Annotated in this window: 20 protein-coding genes and 1 tRNA gene; 3 read left to right on the forward strand and 18 right to left on the reverse strand. The window is 71.5% G+C overall.

What is annotated here, in order from left to right; all coding sequences use genetic code 11:
• Positions 1 to 76: 76 nt before the first annotated feature.
• The 11 genes from yajC to pgsA form a co-directional block, all read right to left on the reverse strand.
• Positions 77 to 571: a preprotein translocase subunit YajC gene (yajC, locus tag ACZ470_RS29885; protein WP_468432213.1), complete on the reverse strand. Its 495-nt coding sequence runs from the start codon at positions 569 to 571 to the stop codon at positions 77 to 79.
• A gap of 165 nt (positions 572 to 736) precedes the next feature.
• A complete protein-coding gene (gene ruvB, locus ACZ470_RS29890; RefSeq protein ID WP_468432215.1) occupies positions 737 to 1,810 on the reverse strand; it encodes a Holliday junction branch migration DNA helicase RuvB in 1,074 nt (357 codons plus the stop codon).
• Positions 1,811 to 1,838: 28 nt separating this feature from the next.
• Entirely contained in the window at positions 1,839 to 2,444 is a 606-nt protein-coding gene (ruvA, locus tag ACZ470_RS29895; protein WP_468432216.1) for a Holliday junction branch migration protein RuvA, read from the reverse strand.
• On the reverse strand, positions 2,441 to 3,007 hold the full coding sequence (ruvC, locus tag ACZ470_RS29900; RefSeq protein ID WP_468432217.1) for a crossover junction endodeoxyribonuclease RuvC: 567 nt from the start codon (positions 3,005 to 3,007) through the stop codon (positions 2,441 to 2,443). Before ruvC ends, ruvA begins: the two co-directional genes overlap by 4 nt.
• A 108-nt stretch (positions 3,008 to 3,115) precedes the next feature.
• Complete coding sequence (locus ACZ470_RS29905) at positions 3,116 to 3,868, reverse strand: YebC/PmpR family DNA-binding transcriptional regulator (protein WP_468432219.1); 753 nt, start codon at positions 3,866 to 3,868, stop codon at positions 3,116 to 3,118.
• A gap of 48 nt (positions 3,869 to 3,916) precedes the next feature.
• Positions 3,917 to 4,525 carry a pyridoxal 5'-phosphate synthase glutaminase subunit PdxT gene (gene pdxT, locus ACZ470_RS29910; protein ID WP_468432221.1) on the reverse strand — a complete coding sequence of 203 codons (609 nt, stop codon included), beginning with the start codon at positions 4,523 to 4,525 and terminating at the stop codon, positions 3,917 to 3,919.
• Between the two features lie 7 nt (positions 4,526 to 4,532).
• Positions 4,533 to 5,444, reverse strand: a complete 912-nt coding sequence (gene pdxS / locus ACZ470_RS29915; protein WP_468432223.1) for a pyridoxal 5'-phosphate synthase lyase subunit PdxS — start codon at positions 5,442 to 5,444, stop codon at positions 4,533 to 4,535.
• 139 nt (positions 5,445 to 5,583) lie between these two features.
• Positions 5,584 to 6,126, reverse strand: a complete 543-nt coding sequence (locus ACZ470_RS29920; RefSeq protein WP_468432225.1) for a LemA family protein — start codon at positions 6,124 to 6,126, stop codon at positions 5,584 to 5,586.
• Positions 6,127 to 6,190: 64 nt separating this feature from the next.
• Positions 6,191 to 7,354 carry a glycosyltransferase family 4 protein gene (locus tag ACZ470_RS29925; RefSeq protein ID WP_468432227.1) on the reverse strand — a complete coding sequence of 388 codons (1,164 nt, stop codon included), beginning with the start codon at positions 7,352 to 7,354 and terminating at the stop codon, positions 6,191 to 6,193.
• Complete coding sequence (locus ACZ470_RS29930; protein ID WP_468432229.1) at positions 7,351 to 8,292, reverse strand: phosphatidylinositol mannoside acyltransferase; 942 nt, start codon at positions 8,290 to 8,292, stop codon at positions 7,351 to 7,353. Before ACZ470_RS29930 ends, ACZ470_RS29925 begins: the two co-directional genes overlap by 4 nt.
• On the reverse strand, positions 8,289 to 9,017 hold the full coding sequence (gene pgsA / locus ACZ470_RS29935) for a phosphatidylinositol phosphate synthase (protein WP_468432230.1): 729 nt from the start codon (positions 9,015 to 9,017) through the stop codon (positions 8,289 to 8,291). The genes ACZ470_RS29930 and pgsA overlap by 4 nt, the downstream gene beginning before the upstream one ends.
• 787 nt (positions 9,018 to 9,804) lie before the next feature.
• On the opposite strand from pgsA, the gene ACZ470_RS29940 reads away from it, so the two are divergent.
• Both ACZ470_RS29940 and ACZ470_RS29945 read left to right on the forward strand, forming a co-directional pair.
• Positions 9,805 to 12,003 (forward strand): elongation factor G-like protein EF-G2, encoded by a 2,199-nt coding sequence (locus ACZ470_RS29940; protein ID WP_468432232.1) that lies wholly within the window; start codon positions 9,805 to 9,807, stop codon positions 12,001 to 12,003.
• 219 nt (positions 12,004 to 12,222) lie between these two features.
• Positions 12,223 to 13,878, forward strand: a complete 1,656-nt coding sequence (locus tag ACZ470_RS29945; RefSeq protein WP_468432234.1) for a hypothetical protein — start codon at positions 12,223 to 12,225, stop codon at positions 13,876 to 13,878.
• Positions 13,879 to 14,022: 144 nt separating this feature from the next.
• Here the strand turns inward: ACZ470_RS29945 and ACZ470_RS29950 are convergent, their stop codons facing one another.
• The 4 genes from ACZ470_RS29950 to ACZ470_RS29965 form a co-directional block, all read right to left on the reverse strand.
• Complete coding sequence (locus ACZ470_RS29950) at positions 14,023 to 14,571, reverse strand: HIT family protein (protein WP_468432236.1); 549 nt, start codon at positions 14,569 to 14,571, stop codon at positions 14,023 to 14,025.
• Between the two features lie 155 nt (positions 14,572 to 14,726).
• Positions 14,727 to 16,703 carry a threonine--tRNA ligase gene (gene thrS / locus ACZ470_RS29955; protein ID WP_468432238.1) on the reverse strand — a complete coding sequence of 659 codons (1,977 nt, stop codon included), beginning with the start codon at positions 16,701 to 16,703 and terminating at the stop codon, positions 14,727 to 14,729.
• A 93-nt stretch (positions 16,704 to 16,796) separates the two neighbouring features.
• On the reverse strand, positions 16,797 to 18,029 hold the full coding sequence (locus tag ACZ470_RS29960) for a hypothetical protein (protein ID WP_468432240.1): 1,233 nt from the start codon (positions 18,027 to 18,029) through the stop codon (positions 16,797 to 16,799).
• Positions 18,026 to 18,592 carry a DUF4365 domain-containing protein gene (locus tag ACZ470_RS29965; RefSeq protein ID WP_468432242.1) on the reverse strand — a complete coding sequence of 189 codons (567 nt, stop codon included), beginning with the start codon at positions 18,590 to 18,592 and terminating at the stop codon, positions 18,026 to 18,028. Before ACZ470_RS29965 ends, ACZ470_RS29960 begins: the two co-directional genes overlap by 4 nt.
• A 168-nt stretch (positions 18,593 to 18,760) precedes the next feature.
• Between ACZ470_RS29965 and ACZ470_RS29970 the strand changes: the two genes are divergently transcribed.
• Positions 18,761 to 19,486: an exonuclease domain-containing protein gene (locus tag ACZ470_RS29970; RefSeq protein ID WP_468432244.1), complete on the forward strand. Its 726-nt coding sequence runs from the start codon at positions 18,761 to 18,763 to the stop codon at positions 19,484 to 19,486.
• Positions 19,487 to 19,543: 57 nt separating this feature from the next.
• On the opposite strand, the gene ACZ470_RS29975 is transcribed toward ACZ470_RS29970, so the two are convergent.
• The 3 genes from ACZ470_RS29975 to ACZ470_RS29985 form a co-directional block, all read right to left on the reverse strand.
• A tRNA-Val gene (locus ACZ470_RS29975) sits at positions 19,544 to 19,615 on the reverse strand.
• A 39-nt stretch (positions 19,616 to 19,654) separates the two neighbouring features.
• On the reverse strand, positions 19,655 to 20,104 hold the full coding sequence (locus tag ACZ470_RS29980) for an SRPBCC family protein (RefSeq protein WP_468432245.1): 450 nt from the start codon (positions 20,102 to 20,104) through the stop codon (positions 19,655 to 19,657).
• A gap of 36 nt (positions 20,105 to 20,140) precedes the next feature.
• The gene (locus ACZ470_RS29985) at positions 20,141 to 22,876 is read right to left on the reverse strand and encodes an exo-rhamnogalacturonan lyase family protein (RefSeq protein WP_468432246.1); all 2,736 of its coding nucleotides are present in this window, start codon (positions 22,874 to 22,876) and stop codon (positions 20,141 to 20,143) included.
• Positions 22,877 to 22,926: the final 50 nt, after the last annotated feature.

Consider the following 22,926-nt stretch of genomic DNA (forward strand, 5'->3'; position numbering starts at 1 on the left):
GTCTGTTTGGGTTTTTCTGGTCGCTTTGCCTCTGTCCTGGGGGCGGTGTCCCCCCCCCCCCCCCCCCGGGACACGACTACTTCGCGTCGGAGTCGCCCTCGGACTTCTTCGACTGTGCGTCCGCCTTGTCCCCGTCGGCGGGATCGGCGTCGGCCGGCTCGTCGGCCGCGTCCTTCTTGCCGAGGTCGACAGGCGTGTCGTCGGAGGCGGCGGCAGCGTCGGAGGTGTCGTCGGTCTCGGTGAGGGAGGAGGCGTCGTCGGGGACGACGTCGGACTTCAGGTCGTGCTCGATGCCGTGGACGATGCGGTTGTACTCGTCGTCGGTCAGCACGGCACCGATCGCGTTCTTGGCGAACAGCAGATCCACACCGGGGCCGGCGTCGAGGAGGACCGTGTCCTCGTTGACCTCCTTGACCGTGGCGTACATGCCCCCGATGGTGCGGACGCCGGAACCGGGCTGCATCTGGTTCCGCATGTCGATGGCCTGCTGCTGCTTCTTCTTGGCCGATCGGGTCATCAGGAACATGGCCCCGATGAGCACGATGAACGGGAGTAGGGTCAGGAGACTCACGGGTCGGAACTTCCTTCACACGACCGCGATGGTGAACGGCCTGATGGTTGGGGGTATGTGATGCCGCCGACAAGGGTGGCATCGGCGGAGTCTAAGCGAGTCCGCGCGCAGGGAACAACGCTCAGCATGGCACCGGGGTTCCTGCATGGGCCACCGTCCTCGCCGTCACGCCCCGAACAGGTCCCCTTGTCCGTTTCCGGGGCCCTGTGAGCGGGGCGGCGTGAGGCCGAGATGCTCCCATGCCGCCGGGGTGGCGACCCGTCCGCGCGGGGTGCGGGCGAGCAGGCCCTCCCTCACGAGGAAGGGTTCGGCCACTTCCTCCACGGTCTCACGTTCCTCGCCGACCGCGACGGAGAGCGTGGACAGGCCCACGGGTCCGCCGCCGAAGAGCTTCAGCAGGGCCTCCAGTACCGCCCGGTCCAGCCGGTCGAGGCCCCGGGCGTCGACCTCGTAGACGGCGAGGGCCGCCGCGGCGATGTCCTTGGTGATCAGGCCGTCGGCCTTGACCTGCGCGTAGTCCCGGACGCGGCGCAACAGCCGGTTGGCGATCCGGGGCGTGCCGCGGGACCGGCCGGCGATCTCCGCGGCGCCCGCGGGATCGATCTCCACGTCGAGGAGGCTCGCGGAGCGGTGCACGACCCGCTCCAGCTCGGCGGGCTCGTAGAACTCCATGTGCGCGGTGAAGCCGAAGCGGTCGCGCAGCGGGGGCGGCAGCAGGCCGGCCCGGGTGGTGGCGCCGACCAGGGTGAAGGGGGGCAGTTCGAGGGGGATGGCGGTGGCGCCGGGGCCCTTGCCGACGATCACGTCGACGCGGAAGTCCTCCATGGCCATGTAGAGCATTTCCTCGGCGGGCCGGGACATCCGGTGGATCTCGTCGAGGAAGAGGACCTCGCCCTCCTGGAGGGAGGAGAGGATCGCCGCGAGATCGCCGGCGTGCTGGATGGCCGGGCCCGAGGTGATGCGGATGGGGGCTTCCATCTCAGCGGCGATGATCATGGACAGGGTGGTCTTGCCCAGGCCGGGGGCTCCCGAGAGCAGCACATGGTCGGCGGTCGCGCCGCGTGCGCGGGCGGCGCGCAGCACCAGGTCGAGCTGTTCGCGGACCTTCTCCTGGCCGATGAACTCGCCCAGGTCCTTGGGGCGCAGGGCGGCCTCGACGGCCTGGTCCTCGCGGTCGGCGACAGAGCCCACCAGCCGCTCGCCGGTGGCGTCGGTGTCGGCGGCGTCGTCCCAGTTCATGTGCGTATGCCTCAGCTCTCCGTACGGGCTATCGGGCGCGGTTCAGCGTCTGCAGGGCCGCCTTCAGCAGCTGCCCCACCTGCGGAGTGCCCTCGGCGGCCTCCGCCTGGGGCGCGACGGCGGACACGGCCTCGTCGGCCTCGCGGGTCGCGTACCCGAGGCCGATGAGGGCGGCGTGCAGCTGGTCGCGCCAGCCGCTGGTGACGGGTGCGCCCACGGCGGGGGCGCCGACCGGCTCGCCGAGGCGGTCCTTCAGCTCCAGGAGCAGCTTCTGGGCGCCCTTCTTGCCGATGCCGGGGACGGCGGTCAGCGCCTTCTCGTCTCCCGTGGCGACGGCTCTGCGCAGGGCGTCGGGGCTGTGCACGGCGAGCATCGCCTGGGCCAGCCGGGGGCCGACGCCGCTGGCGGTCTGGAGCAGTTCGAAGACCTGGCGCTCGTCGTCGTCGGCGAAGCCGTACAGGGTCAGGGAGTCCTCGCGGACCACCAGGGAGGTGGCGAGCTTCGCCGGCTGTCCGACGCGGAGGGTGGAGAGGGTGTTCGGCGTGCACTGGACGGCCATGCCGACCCCGCCGACCTCGACCACCGCGGTGTCGGGGGCGAGGGCGGCGACCGTGCCGCTGACGAAGGCGATCATGCCGTACGGCCTTTCGATGCGTGCGGGGCTTGTGGTGCGCGGGTGGCTTTGGAGGCCTGCCGGGCGACGGCCTGCTGGAGCCGGTTCTGGGCGGGGGCGCGCCAGATGTGGCAGATGGCGAGCGCGAGGGCGTCGGCGGCGTCGGCGGGCTTCGGCGGGGCGTCCAACCGCAGCAGGCGGGTGACCATGGCCCCGACCTGGGCCTTGTCGGCGCGGCCCGAGCCGGTGACGGCCGCCTTGACCTCGCTGGGCGTGTGCAGGGCGACGGGGATGCCCCGGCGGGAGGCGCACAGGATGGCGACGGCGCTGGCCTGGGCGGTGCCCATCACCGTACGCACGTTGTGCTGGCTGAAGACGCGCTCCACGGCGACGAACTCGGGCCGGTGCTCGTCCAGCCACTGTTCAAGGCCCTGTTCGACGGCGACGAGGCGGTGGCCGAGGTCGGCGTCCGCCGGTGTGCGGACGACTCCCACGCCGCGCATGGTGAGGGGCCGGCCGGCGACACCCTCCACGACGCCGACGCCGCAGCGGGTCAGCCCCGGGTCCACCCCCAGTACGCGCACGCGCCGCCCCCTTCCCTCGATCACCTGTTTGTGCAGGCTATCGGGTGCCACTGACAGAGCGACGGGCCGACGGGGTGTGTCCCGCCGGCCCGCTGCGCGGTGGACGCGTTACGCGTCGACCTTCTCCATGATCTCGTCGCTGACGTCGAAGTTGGCGAAGACGTTCTGCACGTCGTCGCTGTCCTCGAGCGCGTCGATGAGCTTGAAGATCTTCTTGGCGCCCTCCTCGTCCAGCTCGACCTGCATGGTCGGGACGAAGTTGGCGTCGGCGGACTCGTAGTCGATGCCGGCGTCCTGGAGGGCGGTGCGGACCGCGACCAGGTCGGTGGCCTCGCTGAGGACCTCGAAGTTCTCGCCGAGGTCGTTGACCTCCTCGGCGCCCGCGTCGAGGACGGCGGCCAGGACGTCGTCCTCGGTCAGCTCGCCCTTGGGGACGATCACCACGCCCTTGCGGTTGAACAGGTAGGACACCGAGCCGGGGTCGGCCATGGAGCCGCCGTTGCGGGTCATCGCGACACGGACGTCCGAGGCGGCGCGGTTGCGGTTGTCGGTGAGGCACTCGATGAGCACCGCGACACCGTTCGGACCGTAGCCCTCGTACATGATCGTCTCGTAGTCGGCGCCGCCGGCCTCGAGGCCCGCGCCGCGCTTGACCGCGGAGTCGATGTTCTTGTTCGGGACCGACTGCTTCTTCGCCTTCTGGATGGCGTCGTAGAGCGTCGGGTTGCCGTCGACGTCGGCACCGCCCATCCGGGCCGCGACCTCGATGTTCTTGATCAGCTTCGCGAAGAGCTTGCCGCGCTTGGCGTCGATCACGGCCTTCTTGTGCTTCGTCGTGGCCCATTTAGAGTGGCCGGACATCTGCCTGTCTCCTTCGCGTAACCCATCTCTGCAACGAACGCAGGAATCCTACAAGGACTCGGCCGTCCGGTACGCGCGCACCATGGCGACGAACAGGCCGTGCACGCGGTGGTCGCCGGTCAGTTCCGGGTGGAACGACGTGGCCAGCGCGTTGCCCTGGCGCACCGCGACGATGTGGCCGTCGTGCTCGGCGAGCACCTCGGCCGAGGCGCCGACGGACTCCACCCAGGGGGCGCGGATGAAGACGCCCTCCACCGGGTCGCCGGGGACGCCCCTGACGTCGACCGCGGCCTCGAAGGACTCGTTCTGCCGGCCGAAGGCGTTGCGGCGCACGATCATGTCGATGCCGCCGACGGTCTCCTGGCCCGAGCGCGGGTCGAGGATCTTGTCGGCCAGCATGATCATGCCGGCGCAGGTGCCGTAGACGGGCATGCCGTCGCGCACGCGCGCGCGGAGGGGTTCCATCACGCCGAACAGGACAGCCAGTTTGGAGATCGTGGTGGACTCCCCGCCGGGGATGACCAGGCCGTCGACCTCGGCGAGTTCCTCGGGGCGCCTGACCGGCCTGGCCACGGCGTCGGCCGCGGCCAGGGCGACAAGGTGCTCCCGTACGTCGCCCTGGAGGGCCAGGACGCCTATGACAGGTGCTGCGGTCATGGGTGGGTTACCAGCCGCGGTTGGCGTAGCGCTCGGCCTCGGGGAGGGTGTCGCAGTTGATGCCGACCATGGCCTCGCCGAGGTTGCGGGACGCGTCCGCGATGATCTTCGGGTCGTCGTAGAAGGTGGTCGCCTTGACGATGGCGGCGGCGCGCTTGGCCGGGTCGCCGGACTTGAAGATGCCGGAGCCGACGAAGACGCCCTCGGCGCCGAGCTGGCGCATCAGCGCGGCGTCGGCCGGGGTGGCGACACCGCCGGCGGAGAAGAGGACGACGGGGAGCTTGCCCAGCTCGGCGACCTCCCGGACCAGCTCGTAGGGGGCGCGCAGCTCCTTGGCGGCGGCGTACAGCTCGTTGTTGTCGTAGCCGCGCAGGCGGGCGATCTCGTTCTTGATCTGGCGCAGGTGGCGGACGGCCTCGACGACGTTGCCGGTGCCTGCCTCGCCCTTGGAGCGGATCATGGCGGCGCCCTCGGCGATGCGGCGCAGGGCCTCGCCCAGGTTGGTGGCACCGCAGACGAAGGGGGTGGTGAACGCCCACTTGTCGGAGTGGTTGACCTCGTCGGCCGGGGTGAGGACCTCGGACTCGTCGATGTAGTCGACGCCGAGCGACTGGAGCACCTGGGCCTCGACGAAGTGGCCGATGCGGGACTTGGCCATCACGGGGATGGAGACCGCGTCGATGATGCCCTCGATCATGTCCGGGTCGGACATCCGGGCCACGCCGCCGTCCTTGCGGATGTCGGCGGGGACCCGCTCCAGGGCCATGACGGCGACGGCGCCGGCGTCCTCGGCGATCTTCGCCTGCTCCGGCGTGACGACGTCCATGATCACGCCGCCCTTGAGCTGCTCGGCCATGCCGCGCTTCACGCGGGCGGTGCCGGTCTCGGGACCCTGGTTTTCGGAGAGCGTGCTGGACACGAATGACCTCGCTGGGGGAAGGAGGGGATTTCTGCAGCACCGAGGAAACGTGAGCGGAGCAGTCCACAGCAAGGGCCAATGGGAAGCCGGTGGATCCTTTTCGGTCGGCGCGGCCCGGCCGGGTGGCCGGATCCCGCCGCTATGCGGCCCGTTCGACCAGGGCGGCCGGCGGCTCGTCGTCCATCTCGAAGGCCAGCGGGAAGGGGGCGTGTCCCGCGAGGCGGAACCAGCGCACCTTGCGGTGCCGGCGCAGCGCCCGCGCGGCGCGTACGGCGTCGTTGTGGAAGCGGCGGGCCATCGGGACCCTGCGGACCGCCTCGGCGAGCTCCAGGGCCGCCTCCTCTCCCCCGGGTGCCTCCCTGACCGCGTCCACCTGCGGCGCGTCGGCGAAGACCGCGCGCAGGGCCTGGCTGAGCTCGCTCTCGGCCACCTCGCGCTGCTCCTCGACCGACTGCCGCGCGGCGTGCGCGGCCTCGTAGAGCACGATCGAGGCGGCGGGGTCGAGCACGCCCGAGGTGGCCAGTTCCTGGGCGACGGAGGCGCGGCGCAGCAGTTGCGCGTCGAGCGCGGCACGGGCGGCGTCGATGCGGGCGTGCAGCCGGTCCAGGCGCCCCGCCGTCCAGCTCAGGTAGAGGCCGACGGCGACGAGGGCGACGAGGATCCAGATGAGGGTTGCGGTCACGGGCGGAAAGGCTAGTACCGCCGGTCACGGTTCCGTCCCCGGGGGCCGCGCCCACCCCGGGCCGTCAGTCGCGTGCGAGGCCGAACCGTGCCCGCAGCCCCGTCGCGCGGTCGTCGGTCGCCACCGCCGCCGCGCCCGCCGTGACCGTCTCGTAGACCGACAGGATGTCCGCGCCGACCGTGGACCAGTCGAAGCGGCGGACGTGGGCGCTGCCGCGTTCGCGCAGCCCCGCGCGGCGTTCCGGGTCCTCCAGGAGCCGCAGCGCCGCCTCCGCGAGGGCGTCCGCGTCCTCGTTGGCGAACAGCTCGCCCGCCGCCCCCTGGTCGAGGACCTGCGCGAACGCGTCCAGGTCGGAGGCGAGCACCGGCGCGCCCGCCGACATCGCCTCGACGAGGATGATGCCGAAGCTCTCGCCGCCGGTGTTGGGCGCCACGTACAGGTCGACGCTGCGCAGGAAGCGGGCCTTGTCCTCGTCGCTGACCATGCCGAGGAACTCCACGCGCGGGCGCAGCTCCCGGGGCAGCGACTCCACCGCCTCCTTCTCGTCGCCGCGGCCGGCGACCAGCAGCCGGGTCTGGGGACGGGCGGCGAGGATCTTCGGCAGCGCCCCCATCAGGACCGGCAGGCCCTTGCGGGGCTCGTCGATCCGCCCGATGAAGCCGATGGTGTCGCCCTGCCACTCCGGCCGGGGCTCGGCCTTGGCGAAGAAGTCCACGTCGACGCCGTTCGGGATGACCACCGCGTCGCCGCCCAGGTGCTCGACGAGGGTGCGCCGGGCGTACTCGCTCACCGCGATCCGCGCGCTGATCTTCTCCAGGGCGGCCTGGAGGATGGCGTACGCGGCGATCATCGCGCGGGAGCGCGGGTTGGAGGTGTGGAAGGTGGCGACGATCGGCCCCTCGGCGGCCCAGCAGGTGAGCAGGCCGAGCGAGGGCGAGGTCGGCTCGTGGATGTGGACGACGTCGAAGGCGCCCTCGTGCAGCCAGCGCCGCACCCGCGCGGCGGACAGGAAGCCGAAGTTGAGCCGGGCCACCGAGCCGTTGTACGGCACCGGCACCGCGCGGCCCGCCGAGACCACGTACGGCGGCAGCGGGGTGTCGTCGTCGGCCGGGGCGAGGACGGACACCTCGTGGCCGAGCCGGATGAAGTACTCGGCCAGGTCGCGGATGTGGAACTGGACGCCGCCCGGTACGTCCCAGGAGTACGGGCAGACGATGCCGATCCTCACGAGGTCCCCTCCCGGTCCTGCCCGGGGGCGGTCGCGGGGTCCCGCGCGGGATCGAGGTCCTCGAGCCACAAGCGCTGGAGCATGTGCCAGTCCTCCGGATGGTCGGCGATCCCGGTGGCGAAGGCATCGGCCAGCGCCTGTGTCATGACAGACGTCTTCTCCGCCCGGGTACCTGACTCGGGGACCTCGACCGGCGGGTGGACCCGGCCCCGCATCACCGGCGAGTCGTCGTACCAGAGGGTCACCGGCAGCAGCCGGGCGCCGGTCTGCTGGGCGAGCAGGGCGGGTCCGGCCGGCATCCGGGCGGTCTCGCCGAAGAAGCCGACCTCGACCCCGGAGGCGGACAGGTCGCGGTCGGCGACCAGGCAGACCAGTCCGCCGTCGCGCAGCCGCCGGGCCAGGGTGCCGAAGGCGGAGCCGCCGCTGTGCGGCAGCACCTCCATGCCGAGGCCCTCGCGGTAGGCGACGAACCGGTCGTACAGCGTCTCCGGCTTCAGGCGCTCGGCGACGGTGGTGAACGGTATGCCGAGCTTCGTGGTGACCCAGGCTCCGGCGAGGTCCCAGTTGGCGAGGTGCGGCAGCGCCAGGACGACGCCCTTGCCGGCCGCCATGCCGTCGGTGAGGTGGTGGAGGTCCTTGGGGTCGAAGCCGGCCGCGATGCGCTCGGGGCTCCAGGCGGGCAGCCGGAACGACTCCATCCAGTAGCGCAGATACGACCGCATCCCCGCGCGGGAGAGCTCCGCCAGCCGCTCGGGACCCGCGTCCGGCACGACGCGCGCGTAGTTGCTCTCCAGCCGGAGGACGCCCTTGCCGCGCCGCTTCCACGCGAGGTCGGCGATGCTCCGGCCCAGGCGGACGGCGACCGGCTCGGGGAGTTTCTTGACCGTGCCCCAGCCGGCGCCGTACAGGGCGTCGGTGAGCCGCTCCTGGGCGCTCACTTCGCGGCCTCGCTCCCCTGGGTCTCCTGCCGCTCCGCGGCCTCCGCCTCGGCGGACTCCCGGCGCACGGTGACGACCCGCTGGATCAGTGTGACCAGGCTGCCGACGGCGACGATCCACAGGGCGACGGGCAGCAGGTACTGGATGCCGGGTACCCCGAATGCGTGCATCCCCGCGAGACCGGCCGCGACCAGCGAGATCACCAGCCGCTCGGCCCGCTCCACCAGACCGTTGACGGCGACCGGGAGGCCGATCGACTCGCCGCGCGCCTTGGTGTACGACACCACCTGGCCGCTGGCCAGGCAGAAGATCGACACCGCGCACAGGGCGATGTCGTCGCCGCCCCCGGCGTACCACAGGGCGAAGCCGCCGAAGATCGCGCCGTCGGCGACGCGGTCCAGGGTGGAGTCCAGGAAGGCGCCCCAGCGGCTGGAGCGGCCCAACTGGCGGGCCATGTTGCCGTCGACCAGGTCGGAGAACACGAACAGCGTGATCACCACCGTGCCCCAGAAGAACTCGCCCATGGGGTAGAAGACCAGCGCGCCCGCGACCACTCCGGCGGTGCCGATGAGGGTGACCGTGTCGGGGCTGACCCCCCGCCGGATGAGAAACGCGGCGAACGGTGTGAGGACACGCGTGAAGAATGCACGCGCGTACTTGTTCAGCATGGCCTTCCCGACGGTCGGTGTGGCCGCGTGGCCCCTGCTGGCCACCGGCGGGCCCAATCGTAGCCACGCGCACGCGCGGGCGGCGGCGGGGCACCCGCACGCCCGCGCTGGGAGGAGGACCCGCCCGGCGGATCGAGCCGTCCGGCCAGGCGCAACACCCCGACGGGCACCCCGCCGGCACCGGGCCCACCGGCATGCTGCCGCCCGCGCCGACGCGGCACCCCCACAAGGAGCCGGAGCGCCGGCACCGGACAACTCCGCCACGGCGACCACCGGCCCACAAACCGGCCGACGCGCCCCGCAGCCCGGAGCCACCGGCGGGGGCGGCGCGGCACCCGCATGCCCGCGCTGGGAGGAGGACCCGCCCGGCGGACGGGCACCCCGTCGGCACCGGACCCACCGGCATGCTGCCGCCCGCGCCGACGCGGCACCCCCGCAAGGAGCCGGAGCGCCGGCGCCGGACAGCTGCGCCGCGGCTACTGCCAGCCCACAGACCGACAGGCGCGCCCCACGGCCCGGCGCCACCGGCGCGGGCGGCACCGCTCAGGCGGTGTGCCCCCGGCGCCGTTGGCAGGCGCGGGACGACTGCGCCGCGGCGACCGACGGCCGACAGACCGGCAGGCGCGCCCCGCAGACCGGAGCCACCGGCGCGGGCGGCACCGCTCAGGCGGTGTGGCCCCGGGGCCCCGAGCAGGCGTGGGCGGCGGGATCGCGTCCTTCGTATGGACGCACCGTGACGGGAGTGGAAAGCTCGAAGGACCGCGGGCGTCGCCGGAGCCGCACCGCACGCGGATTCCGCGGGTCCGCGCCCACAGTGACCTCACCGTGCACGGGAGGCAGGATCATGGGCGACAAGGCGCACACACACCCCGGAGCCGCCGGCAGGGCACAGGCGGCCGACCACCCCGCGTCCGTACGGAATGTGGTGCTGGTCGGCCACTCCGGATCGGGCAAGACGACTCTGGTGGAGGCTCTCGCGCTGACCGCGGGAGCGGTGAACCGGGCGGGCCGCGTGGAGGACGGCGGCACCGTCTCCGACTACGACGACATCGAGCACCGTCAGCAGCGCTCGGTACAGCTCTCCCTGGTGCCGGTGGAATGGGACGGCATCAAGGTCAACCTACTGGACACCCCCGGATACGCCGACTTCGTCGGGGAACTCAGGGCCGGTCTGCGAGCGGCGGACGCGGCCCTCTTCGTCGTCTCGGCCTCGGACGGCGTGGACGGCTCGACCCGCATGGTCTGGGACGAGTGCGCGGCGGTCGGCATGCCGCGCGCCATCGTCGTCACGCACCTGGAGGCGGCCCGCGCCGACTTCGACGAGATGACGAGGATCTGCGCGGAGACCTTCGGCGGCGACGACCCCGACGCCGTACTGCCGCTGTACCTGCCGCTGCACGGCCCCGAGGGGCCCGACGGGCACGCGCCCGTGACGGGCCTGACCGGGCTGCTGACGCAGAAGCTGTTCGACTACTCCACCGGCGAGCGCAAGGAGTCCGAGCCGGGCGAGGACCAGCTGCCGCTGATCGAGGAGGCCCGCGGCCGGCTCATCGAGGGGATCATCGCCGAGAGCGAGGACGAGACCCTCATGGACCGCTATCTCGGCGGTGAGCAGGTCGACGTCAAGACACTGATCGAGGACCTGGAGCGGGCGGTCGCGCGCGGGGTGTTCTTCCCCGTCCTGGCCGCCGCCCCCGCCGCCGACGGCGCCCGTCAGGGACTCGGCACGGTCGAACTGCTCGAGCTGATCACCCGCGGTTTCCCGACGCCGCTGGAGCACGGCACCCCGAGCGTGACCACCGTGGACGGCAGGCCGCGCGAGCTCAAGCCGTGCGACCCCGACGCCCCGCTGGTCGCGGAGGTCGTGAAGACCTCCTCCGACCCGTACGTCGGCCGGATCTCCCTGATCCGGGTCTTCTCCGGCACCCTGCGCGCCGACCAGACCGTCCATGTCTCCGGGCACGGGCTCGCCGACCGCGGACACGAGGACCACGACGTGGACGAGCGGATCGGCGCGCTGTCCACTCCGTTCGGCAAACAGCAGCGGCCCGTCTCGCACGTCATCGCGGGCGACCTCGCGTGCGTGGCGAAGCTCGGCCGCGCGGAGACCGGGGACACCCTGTCCGCCAAGGACGACCCGCTGCTCATGGAGCCGTGGGAGATGCCCGATCCGCTGCTGCCGCTGGCCATCGAGGCACACAGCAAACCCGACGAGGACAAGCTCTCGCAGGGGCTGGCCCGGCTGGTGGCCGAGGACCCGACGATGCGGCTGGAGCAGAACCAGGACACCCATCAGGTGGTGCTGTGGTGCCTGGGCGAGGCGCACGCGGACGTGGCCCTGGAGCGGCTGCGCAGCCGCTACGGCGTCCAGGTCGACGTCGTACCGCACCGGGTGTCGCTCAGGGAGACGTTCGGCGGGAAGGCCGCCGGGCGCGGCCGGCACGTCAAACAGTCGGGCGGGCACGGGCAGTTCGCGATCTGCGAGATCGAGGTGGAGCCGCTGCCGAACGGCTCGGGCATCGAGTTCGTCGACAAGGTGGTCGGCGGCGCCGTGCCACGGCAGTTCATCCCCTCCGTCGAGAAGGGCGTACGGGCCCAGGCGGTCAAGGGAGTCGCCGCGGGGCATCCGCTGATCGACGTGCGGGTGACGCTCCTCGACGGGAAGGCGCACTCGGTGGACTCCTCCGACGCCGCGTTCCAGACGGCCGGCGCGCTGGCGCTGCGGGAGGCCGCCGCGGACGCGAAGATCCATCTCCTGGAGCCGGTGGCCGAGGTGAGCGTCCTGGTCGGCGACGACTACGTCGGCCCGGTGATGAGCGACCTGTCCGGCCGGCGCGGCCGGGTGCTCGGCACCGAGCAGTCGGCCGGCGGACGCACCCTCATCAAGGCCGAGGTCCCGGAGATCGAGATCGGCCGGTACGCCGTCGACCTGCGCTCCCTCTCGCACGGCACGGCCCGCTTCAGCCGCCGGTACGCGCGGCACGAACCCATGCCGCCGCAAGTGGCGGAACGGGTCAAGGAAGAGGCGCGCGCCGCCTCGTAGTCGGCGCCGGGCGCCCGCGGGGAGACCCGGCGGGCGCCCGCGTACGCGCCCCGCCCCGGGGCGACTTCGGAATGCTTCACTCCGTGGCGGCGGACGGCTTGGGCCGTCCGCCGACGGACGCCCGCGCGTGCGGATACGCTGAAGACCTGATCAACAGGTGTGCGCAGCAAGGAAGTCGGGAAGGCCGCAAGACGACAGTCGCGGCGATCGGGGGCGGGAATGACCGTTGAGAGCGGTTACGCGGAGTTCTTCGGTCCGCAGGTGCCGCGCACGGGTGACGAGGGGCAGACGCCGACGTTCGCGCTGGCGTCCGCGGCCTACCGGGACAACGAGGCCGAGGAGATACTCAAGGCCAACAACGAGTGGCACAAGTCGGAAGTCAGCGCGCCCAGGCTGAAGCTGTTCCGGCCCAATCTGGGCGAGGCGTTCTCCAGGGCGATCATCGACCGGATGCTGGGCTCCGGGCGCGCGCCTCTCATCCAGTCCTTCGGCACCCAGCCGCAGGTGGTGGTCGAGCACTCGCTCGCCGCACACCGTATCCGCCGCGAGCGCGACAACTGGCTGAGCGCCGTCATGGTGCTGTGCGGGCTGCTGTTCCTGCCCGGTCTCCTCCTGTGGCTGCTGGTCTTCCAGATCCGTACGACGATGGCCAAGCGGGAGGACAAACGGGCCGGGGCGCTCGCCACCACCCTGCTGGTCGCCGTGGGCGCCCTCGCCGTGCTCTTCCTGATCCGCATGCCCTTCGAGGGGTTCTGGGGCTGGTACGCGCGCGCGGCCGTCGTCGCACCGGTGCTGGGCTGGTTCTGGGCCAAGCAGATCTGCGAGCGCACGGCGAAGGACCTGCGCGAGCGCTGGGACAGCCTGCTCTCCGGCAGCAGTGTCGGCGCCAAGGTGCCCGAGGCGGTACCGAGCAGTCCCGGCGAGACCGCGGCCGAGCAACTGCGCCAGTCCCTGGCCCGGCTCAGCGCCGAGCAGCAGTCCAACTCCGTCTTCTACGCCGGGCCCAAGGGCATACTCGGCATGGGTACCCGCTGGGGCAGCTGGCAGCTCGCCGAGGACCTGGTGCCCGTCGACCCGGACCGGGAGATCAACCCGTTCCGCAGCTGGGACGTCGTCAAGTCCATCCACGACCGGCTGCGGATGCTGGAGCGCGGGCCGCTGCACACCGGCGGTTTCCCCAAGCCGTCGGTACGGCACTGGATCGTCACGCCGATCGGTGAGAACGCCACGTCGGTGTCCAGGCCGGAGGGCACGGACGTCGAGGCGTACCAGATCAAGTCGCACGCCATACAGGACATCTGCAACAAGCAGCAGTTCGGCGCGGGCGACCGGCACTACCTGGGGGTGCAGTGGACGCTGTGGGACGGCCAGCTGGTGATCACCATGCTGATCACCGTGACCGTGCTGCACGAGACGCTGCGCATCGAGGTCACCGGGCACGCGCTGGGGCCGGTGCACTCGCTGTTCACCAGCAAGCCGGCGGCCAAGGAGAAGGAGGTCCAGAAGTCGATCAAGTTCTGGGAGACCCGGAAGGTGAAGCTCCCGCTGGTCGACTCGGACGAGGTGGTACGCCTGGCCGCCCGGGCGCCGCTGACCTGGTACCCGCCGCTGCTGTACTGGCTCGGTGGCAAGCTGAGCCTGCCCGAGCCGTTCGGTCTGCGGCACGCGTGGGCGGACAAGCCGTGGCGGCACCGGTTCATGGCGGACGACGCGTTGCGGGCGGCTGCGCCGGTGCTGCGAGTGGTGCACTCGGCGGCGATCAAGGTGCTGGAGGAGAACGGGGTGGACACGGAGAAGTTCGGGTCGCGGTCGTCGTTCCTCAGCACGGCGGTGCAGGATGCTTCGCCTCGTAAGGCGGACGTGTACGACGCGTAGGCGTCAGGTACGGCGGGTTGTGGCTGGGCGGGGGGTGGTGCGCGGCTCGGCGCTTACGAGGTGCCTCCCCCACCGCCCACCCGTGCCGCCCTGGGGGCACCTCCCAGGCCCTTAAGGCACTGGGGGAGGCACGACTGCCCGCAGCTAGGGCGTCGGCCAGGCCTCTTCGAGCATTTTGCGGGTGTCCGCGAGGAGCTGGGGGAGGATCTTTGTGTGGCCGACCACCGGCATGAAGTTGGTGTCGCCGCCCCAGCGCGGGACGACGTGCTGGTGCAGGTGGGCGGCGATGCCTGCGCCCGCGACCGTGCCCTGGTTCATGCCGATGTTGAAGCCGTGCGCGCCGGACGCGGTGCGCAGGGCCGTCATCGCCTGCTTGGTGAGCTCGGCGAGCTCCGCCGTCTCCGCCACCGTGAGGTCCGTGTAGTCGGCCACGTGCCGGTACGGCACGGTCATCAGATGGCCGCCCGTGTACGGGTACAGATTGAGCACGGCGTACACCAGCTCACCGCGCCGGAGGACCAGCCCGTCCTCGTCGGACTTGGCCGGGATCGAGCAGAAGGGGCAGCCGTCGTCGGCGCCCGGGCCGGTCGGCTTGTTCTCGCCCTGGATGTAGGCCATCCGGTGGGGCGTCCACAGACGCTGGAACGCGTCCTGCGTGCCCACTCCCAACTGCTGCTCCGGCTCACTCGTCATGCGTGCAGCATATGGCGTGACCGGGGGCACGCGGAAAAGGCCCCCGGGCCGAAGCCCGGGGGCCGAAGGCCGAACCCCGCTGACGCGGGGAGCACGTCTACGCGCCCCAAGCCACCAAGGGCAAGCTCGGACCACCCCCGCATCGGCGGGGAACATCACACCTGCGCGCGACGCTCCACCACATCAACGAGCTTCGCCAGCGCCTGGTCACGCGGAATGCCGTTCTCCTGCGAGCCGTCGCGGTAGCGGAACGACACCGTGCCCGCGTGCATGTCCTCGTCACCGACGATGATCATGAACGGGACCTTCTGCTTCTGCTGCGTGCGGATCTTCTTCTGCATCCGGTCCGAGGAGGAATCCACCTCGACGCGCAGCCCCTTCCGCCGTGCCTCGCCCGCGAACTCCTCCAGGTACTGCACGTGGGCGTCACCCACCGGGATACCCACCGCCTGCACCGGCGCCAGCCACGCCGGGAACGCGCCCGCGTAGTGCTCCAGGAGGACCGCGAAGAACCGCTCGATCGAGCCGAACAGGGCGCGGTGGATCATGACCGGGCGGGTCTTCGAGCCGTCCGCGGCCGTGTACTCCAGGTCGAAGCGCTCCGGCAGGTTGAAGTCGAGCTGGATGGTCGACATCTGCCAGGTGCGGCCGATGGCGTCCTTGGCCTGAACGGAGATCTTCGGGCCGTAGAAGGCGGCGCCGCCCGGGTCCGCCACGAGCTCCAGGTTCTGCTTCTCGGCGACCTGGCGCAGCGTCTCCGTGGCCTCCTCCCAGGCCTCGTCGCTGCCGACGAACTTCTCCGGGTCCTTGGTCGACAGCTCCAGGTAGAAGTCGGTCAGACCGTAGTCGCGCAGCAGGTTCAGGACGAAGGTGAGGGTCTTGTCGAGCTCCTCGGACATCTGCTCGCGGGTGCAGTAGATGTGCGCGTCGTCCTGGGTGAAGCCGCGGGCGCGGGTCAGGCCGTGCACGACGCCCGACTTCTCGTACCGGTACACGGTGCCGAACTCGAAGAGCCGCAGCGGCAGTTCGCGGTAGGACCGGCCGCGCGCATCGAAGATCAGGTTGTGCATCGGGCAGTTCATGGGCTTGAGGTAGTAGTCCACGCCCTCGTCGAGCTGCATGGGCGGGTACATGCCGTCGGCGTACCAGTCCAGGTGGCCCGAGGTCTCGAAGAGCTTCCCCTTCGTCGCGTGCGGGGTGTAGACGAACTCGTAGCCCTCCTCCTCGTGCCGACGGCGCGAGTAGTCCTCCATGACCCGGCGGATGATGCCGCCCTTGGGGTGGAAGACGGCGAGGCCGGAGCCGATCTGCTCCGGGATGGAGAACAGGTCGAGCTCGGAACCGAGCTTGCGGTGGTCGCGCTTCTCGGCCTCGGCGAGGAACTCCAGGTGCGCCTTCAGCTCGTCCTTGGTCGGCCAGGCGGTGCCATAGATGCGCTGGAGCTGCTTGTTCTTCTCGCTGCCGCGCCAGTACGCCGAGGCGTTGCGCATCAGCTTGAACGCCGGGATGTTCCGGGTGGTGGGCAGGTGGGGACCGCGGCAGAGGTCCTTCCAGCACAGCTCGCCGGTCCTGGCGTCCAGGTTGTCGTAGATCGTCAGCTCGCCGGCGCCGACCTCGACGTCCGCGCCGTCGTCGTGCGAGGCGGAGCCCTTGAGGCCGATCAGCTCGAGCTTGTACGGCTCGTCGGCGAGCTCCTCGCGGGCCTCGTCGTCGGTGACGACGCGGCGCGAGAAGCGCTGGCCGCGCTTCTGGATCTCCTGCATCTTCTTCTCGATGGCCTTGAGGTCATCGGGGTGGAAGGGCTTCTCTACGTCGAAGTCGTAGTAGAAGCCGTCCTTGACCGGCGGGCCGATGCCCAGCTTGGCCTCGGGGAACAGCTCCTGCACGGCCTGGGCCATGACGTGCGCGGTGGAGTGGCGGAGGATGTTGAGACCGTCCTCGGAGGAGATCTCCACTCCCTCGACGGTCTCGCCGTCCTTGACCTCGTAGGAGAGGTCCTTGAGCTCGTCGGCCACGCGCGCTGCGACGATCGAGCGCTCGCCGGCGAAGAGCTCGGCGGCCGTAGTGCCCGTCGTCACCACGCGTTCTTCCCGCTCGGAATCGCGTTGGATGATCACACGGACGTCTGACACCGGTCTCTCCTGACTGAAGGCTGTGGTCGCGGCGCCATACCGGAGCGCACGCTTGGGTGCGATCGTACCGACCCGGGCCCGCCGACCGCGAAATCATTCCCCGCAGTCCGGCCCGCGGGCCTCGCCGAAGAAGGCCGCTGTCTCGGCGTTGGCCTGGAGCGCCTTCATCAGCCGGTCCCGCTCGGCGTCGTCGACCTGCACCGGCGCCACCTCCTCGACCTCGGTGAGCCGGCGGAAGCCGCCCCGGCTCTCCAGCCGCCCGCGGACCCGCACGGGCAGCCCGACGAGGTGGGCCTGTCCGGCGATGCGGTAGTTCTCCTCGTCGAGGGTGATCCGGACGTGGCCGACCTCCGCCCCGGCGAGCACCCGGAGCCGGACCATGCCCTCGCCACGGGGCCCGGACCGGTGCATCCGCACCACCGCGCCGGTGATCCGTACCGCGACGGAGGGTTCCGTGCGCTGGAGACGCAGGCCGGCCTCGAGCAGGACGGGCAGGTCGCCGGGCGAGAACTCGACGGGTTCCGCGGAGGCCGCGCAGCCCCCGGGGACGCCGGCCGCCGGGGACCAGGCGACGGCCACCCGGGCGCCCTCGGTGCCCCGGACCAGGGCGACGAGGGCCTCGGTGAGCTCCTGGCTGACGCCCGCCGTGACCGCCGTGTCGAAGGCGTCCATGCCGCCGGTGGCGCGGCGGTAGTCGATGGCCTCGCGGGTGGCGTGGACGGCGTGGTGGAGGCGTACGGCGAGGGAGCGGCCGGTGGTGACGGGGGCGAACGCGGTCAGCCGGCGGCCGTCCGGTGCGGGGCCGACTAGGACGGTGTCCAGCGCCGCGGCGGCCGAGCGGCGGTGCCGGACGCCGTGGAAGCCGGCTCGCGCGCGGGTGGCGAGCGCGGCGGCCAGCAGGGTCCGGCGGGCGGCGGAGCGCAGTTGTTCCTCCGAGGTCCAGGCGGTGGCGTCGCCGGGTCCCGCCGGTATGTCGCGCCACCAGTGGATCTCGTCGCTCGGTACGGCGAGGGCGAGCAGGATCTCGCGGGCGGAGGGCGTGGCGCTGCGGGACAGGGCGAGCAGGGCCTCGGTGATCAGGTCCTCGCTGTCGGGGAAGGCGCGGCTCGCGGGTACCAGCAGGCTGGTGCCGGTGCCCGGTCCGGGCGGGGTCCAGCGGCCGTAGCGTCCGGCGGCGCCGCCGCGCCGCTGCCAGCCGTGCCGGTGCAGGAGGGCGGTGAGGACGGCCGGGTCGACGTCGGCGGGGTCGGGCGGTGGGCCGTCGTGGGCGGCGTCGGGGTGCGGGCGTACGGTCCTCAGGCGGTCTCCGGTCGGGCGGTGCGTCACGGTTTTCCTCCCGTCCCGACCCGCGTCATGATCTCGCACAGCGCCCGGTCGTCGAAGATGCGTGAGGTGGGGATCCGTACGGTGGTGCGGCGCCGGCCGGTGACCGGGTGTCCGGCGAGGTTGGTCCAGTAGCAGCAGTGCCGCAGGTCGAGCCGGTCGTGGCCGGCCCGCAGCCAGTCGTCCTGGGAGCGCGGCACGATCATCACGACCAGGATCTTGTGCACCGAGACGGGGGTGCGGGCGAGCTTCTCCAGGTGGGCGTTGTCGAGCGTGAAGGAGAAGTGGCGGCCCGGCGGGTTCGGCGCGATCTGATACGTCGCCTTGAGCTGCACCTTGATGGTGACCTCGTCGTCGACGAGGTGTCCGGCGGCGCTGTGGCTGACGTGCCAGTCGATGCCGTTGTCCGGGAAGGGCTGGGACAGTGAGCAGCCCGCGGCGGCCGCGACGGCGTGCAGATAGCCGACCTGCAAGGTCTCCATGCAGGCGGTGGTGGCGAGAGAGCCGCGAGTGGGTGGCGTGCGCTCGGGCAGCAGCCCGCCCCGTTCGGGCTGCGCGATGGCCATGGCCAACAGCCTTCCAGAACAAGTGTTTCCCCGTGACGGGTCGCTGAACTGCAAAGACCCGTACTCCTGTTGTCTCCTTCCGGCGTACGGCGCAAACAGCCCGGGTATCACCGGTTCGGGCAGCGGACGGTGCGTCAACTGCCGATGGGGAGCGAGGGGTTGTTGGGAATGACGAGCTGGTACGAAGGGCCGCTGGCCGCTTTCGACACGGAGACGACGGGTGTGGACGTCGAGACCGACCGGATCGTGTCGGCCGCGCTCGTCGTCCAGGACGCGCCGGGCGCCCGGCCGCGGGTGACCCGCTGGCTGGTGAATCCGGGGGTGCCGGTGCCGGCCGCGGCGACGGCGGTGCACGGGCTGACGGAGGAGCATCTCCAGCGCAACGGCCGCTGGCCGGCGCCGGTGATGTACGAGATGGCGGAGGCGCTGGCCGAGCAGGCCGCGGTGGGCCGTCCGCTGGTGGTGATGAACGCGCCGTTCGATCTGACCCTGCTGGACCGGGAGTTGCGCCGGCATCGCGCGTCGTCGCTGGGCCGCTGGCTGGAGCGGACGCCGCTGCTGGTCCTGGACCCGTGGGTGCTCGACAAGCATCTGGACCGCTATCGCAAGGGCCGGCGCACGCTGACCGATCTGTGCGCGCAGTACGGCGTCGCCCTGGAGGGGGCGCACGACGCGGCGGCGGACGCGGTGGCCGCGCTGGAGGTGACCCGGGCGGTGGGGCGGCGCTTCGCGGCGCGGCTGGAGCGGCTGTCCCCCGCCGAGCTGCACACCTTGCAGGCGGTGTGGCACGCGGCGCAGGCCCGGGGGCTCCAGGCGTGGTTCGCGCGCAGCGGCACGGACGAGGTCGTGGACCCGGCCTGGCCCCTGCGCCCGGATCTGCCGGCGGCGGCCTGAGGCAGCACGGGGCCACACAAAAAGCCGGTCCGTCGTGTGACGGACCGGCTTTCCCGGTGGGCGATACTGGGTTCGAACCAGTGACCTCTTCGGTGTGAACGAAGCGCTCTCCCACTGAGCTAATCGCCCGGGAACGGAGTGAACAATACAGGTCCGGGCGGGCTTCCTTCAAACCGCTTCCAGGTGTGCGGCCAGTCCGCGCCGGCCGGCCCGCATCATCCGTGCGTGGTTGGCGCGGAAGAGGGGCCGGCCCGGCACGGCGAGCAGGCGCAGCAGTGGTCTGCGGACGTCGACCTCCTGCTCGTAGTGGGCGAGACAGCCATGGGCGCCCAGGGGGGTGACGGTCCAGCGGGCCCAGCCGTCGATGTCGCCGGACAGGCCCACCTCCAGCAGGCCGATCTCGGGGTCCCGCCGTCCCGCCCGTACGGTCGAGGTCAGGTCGTACGGCAGGAGGGAGCGGATGGTGACGATGCCGCTGGTGTCGTCGAGGCGGGTGACCTGGCGTACCTGGGGCCACCACAGGGGGTAGTCCTCGATCCGTTCCAGTGCGCCGTACACCGTGGCCGCGGGCGCGGACAGGGTCCACAGACTGCGGAAGCGGTAATGGTTCCAGTCCATGGACGCAGTGTTCCCGTCCGCGCCCGTTCTGTGCGTCTACGGCATCCGGTCCCCCAGCAGCGACAGGAGCTCGATGGCGGCGAGGCCGTAGAGCGCGGTGTCGTTGGTTGACACCCAGGTGGCGTCACTGCCGGCGACCAGGGCGGTGGGGCCGCTCACCTTCTCGGTCCTCCAGGGTGCCGACTCCTTGTAGCCGTCGGAGTTGTAGAACTTCTCCCAGGCCCGCTTCGCCAGCTTCTCGTCGTCGGTCTGCACGGCGGCGTAGGCGTCGAGGCGGGAGTGGCCCTGGAACAGGATGAGGCTGCCGAAGTTGGATCCGTAGCGGGCGGCCTGGTCGGTCTTGCTCGCGTTGAAGTAGCGGCAGTAGTCGTAGTAGGCCTCGTTGAACTTCGGCATGTCGACGAGGTCGATGAGTTCCGCGCAGAGTTCGTTGAGGCCGAAGACGGCCGACAGGTGGGAGACCTCGACCTTGGGGGTCTCGGCGACGGCGAACTTCCCGGTGTCGAGGTCGTACAGGCCGCTGCCCTGGACGAAGCCGTTGGGCTGGGCGGCGATGGTCTCCATGGTGGAGAGCACGCGGGCCTTGGCCTTCTCCCACTTCGGGCCCTTGCGTTCCCACTCGGTGAGCCAGGCGGAGACGAGTCCGCTCCAGTCGGTGCCGAAGCCGATGGACAGGGCGTTGCGGTCGGGTGTGTAGGGCTCGGTGCGGATCTTGCGCAGGGGGTCCAGGGCGAGGAAGGTCTCGTCGGAGTCGACGTTGGCGTGCATGAGGTCGCCGACGCGTTCGTCGGCGGTGAGGAAGTAGTAGTAGCGGCGGTAGGTGGTGTTGGCGATGCGCTGCTGCTTGGCGCTGTCGGCGTAGTGCTGGACGCCGTGCCGGGTGCCGAGGCCGGCCCATTTGCCGAGGTGGTAGACGTCGACCTCGCCGGTGTGGCGGGTCATCGCCTCGGCGAAGCGGAAGATGTCGGCGCGGCCGGAGCGCAGATAGGCGTACCAGAGCCACAGGTCGGGTGAGAGCTCGGAGTTGTCCCAGGCGTAGCCGCCGACGTCGTAGCGCCACTGGCGGCGGACGGTGTCGTAGGTGTGCATGATGTCGCCGTAGTCCCAGAAGCCGTACCAGCGGCGCTGCTCCACCTGGTCCTTGTAGTAGGTGAAGAGGAAGTCGAGGTGGTCCTCGATCTTCGCCTTGGCCGGGGTGGAGCGGTCGGGCTCGGCGAACAGGCCCTTGCCGAAGACGCCCGCCGTGATGAGCTGCTTGGGCGGGGCGGCGAGCTGCGGGAGGACGCGGACGGCCTCGACCTGTTCGGCGAGCTTCTCGGCGCTCGGGGTGGAGGCGTTGGCCCAGAACAGGAGTTCGGAGGTGCGGGCGATGCCGTAGGGGGTGCCGAACTCGGGCTCGTAGTCCTCGTAGGTGATGTTGAGACCCTCGAGCTGTTCGGGGAAGGTGTCCTGGCCCAGTCCGTCGTGGTAGAAGCGCAGGTCCATGGGCTGGGCCTCGGGTGACCAGAGCCAGAGGGTGACCTCGGCCTCGTCGGTGTGGGCGTCGCGGATGTCGAGCTGGGCGGGGTGCTTCTCCCAGAAGTCGCGCAGGCCGAAGGAGAGGCCGCCGCTGACGCCGCCGACGTAGCCGAAGCCGGAGGCGCGCCTGCCGCCGCCGGCTGCGATCCAGCCGTGGCCCTTCTTGGTGCGCTTGCGCACGCTGAAACCGTCGGCGGAGAGCTGGGAGAGGGTGTAGTCGCCCCACTCGGGGATGTACTGGAGGCGGGTGGTGACGCGCTGGTCCCAGGTGGACGGGTCGGGCAGCTTCTCGCCGGCGAACTGGGCCGCCTGGACGGCCGCTCCCGGGTCGCGGCGCAGTCCGGTGATGCCCTTGACGGCCTCGCGGAGCAGGCCGGTGCCCTCGCCGCCGATGCGGATGTGGCGGTCGTAGGACTCGTCGCGCAGGGGGACGGTGAAGCGGACGCCGAGGCCGCGAATGAAGTCGCCGCTCGCCTTGCCGGGTTCCTGGTTCCCGTCGTAGGTGATGGTGTGCACCATGCGGAAGGAGTCGGCGCCCGCGTAGAAGTAGAGGCGGATGGAGAAGGGCAGCCAGCCACGGGTGCCCTTGCGGTGCTTGCCGTCGATACGGACGACCGCGCGGACGGGGCCGTCCTGTTCGACGGTGACGTCGGAGATCGTCCCGTCGAAGCGCTCGGTCCTGACCGCGGTCTGGTCGCCGTCCTCGGCCTCGGGCTGGCGCAGGAGGACGAGGCGGCCGTCGCGGGCGATCTCGGTGGAGCCGCGGGTGACCGACTTGACGAGGGTGGCGCCGGAGGCGCCGATCTTCGCGGTGATGACGCCGGTCGACACGTCGATGGTGCCGCCGCGCCGGTCGACGGTGACCTTCTTCTCGGGTGCGGCGGGCGTCCCGGCGGTCAGGGTCAGCTTGCCGGAGCCCGAACTCACCGCGTGCGCGGTCCACTTGAGGGAGCCGTCGGGCCAGTAGGCGATCGGCCAGGTCTGGACGGGGACGGACTGTCCGTCGGCGTCGGTCAGCGCGAAGGTCTGGTCCTCGTGGTGGGCGCCCCTGGGCCAGGGCACGCCGACGGTGGAGCCGGGGGCCACGCCGAGGCCGCCGTCCTCCAGCCAGTCCAGGGTCACCGGGTCGGCGTCGGCGGCCTCGGCCCGGGGCGCGGCGGCGGCGTTCCGCGTTCCCAGGGCCCAGCTGAACTGGGCGGCGGCGCCGGCGACGGCGGCCGCCTTGAGCAGGGATCTGCGGGGAATGGGGGACATGGCCTTTCCTTTCCGTTGCGGGTGCAAGGTGGTGACAAGGGCATGACAGG

The sequence above is a fragment of the Streptomyces sp. NPDC031111 genome (assembly GCF_055570675.1).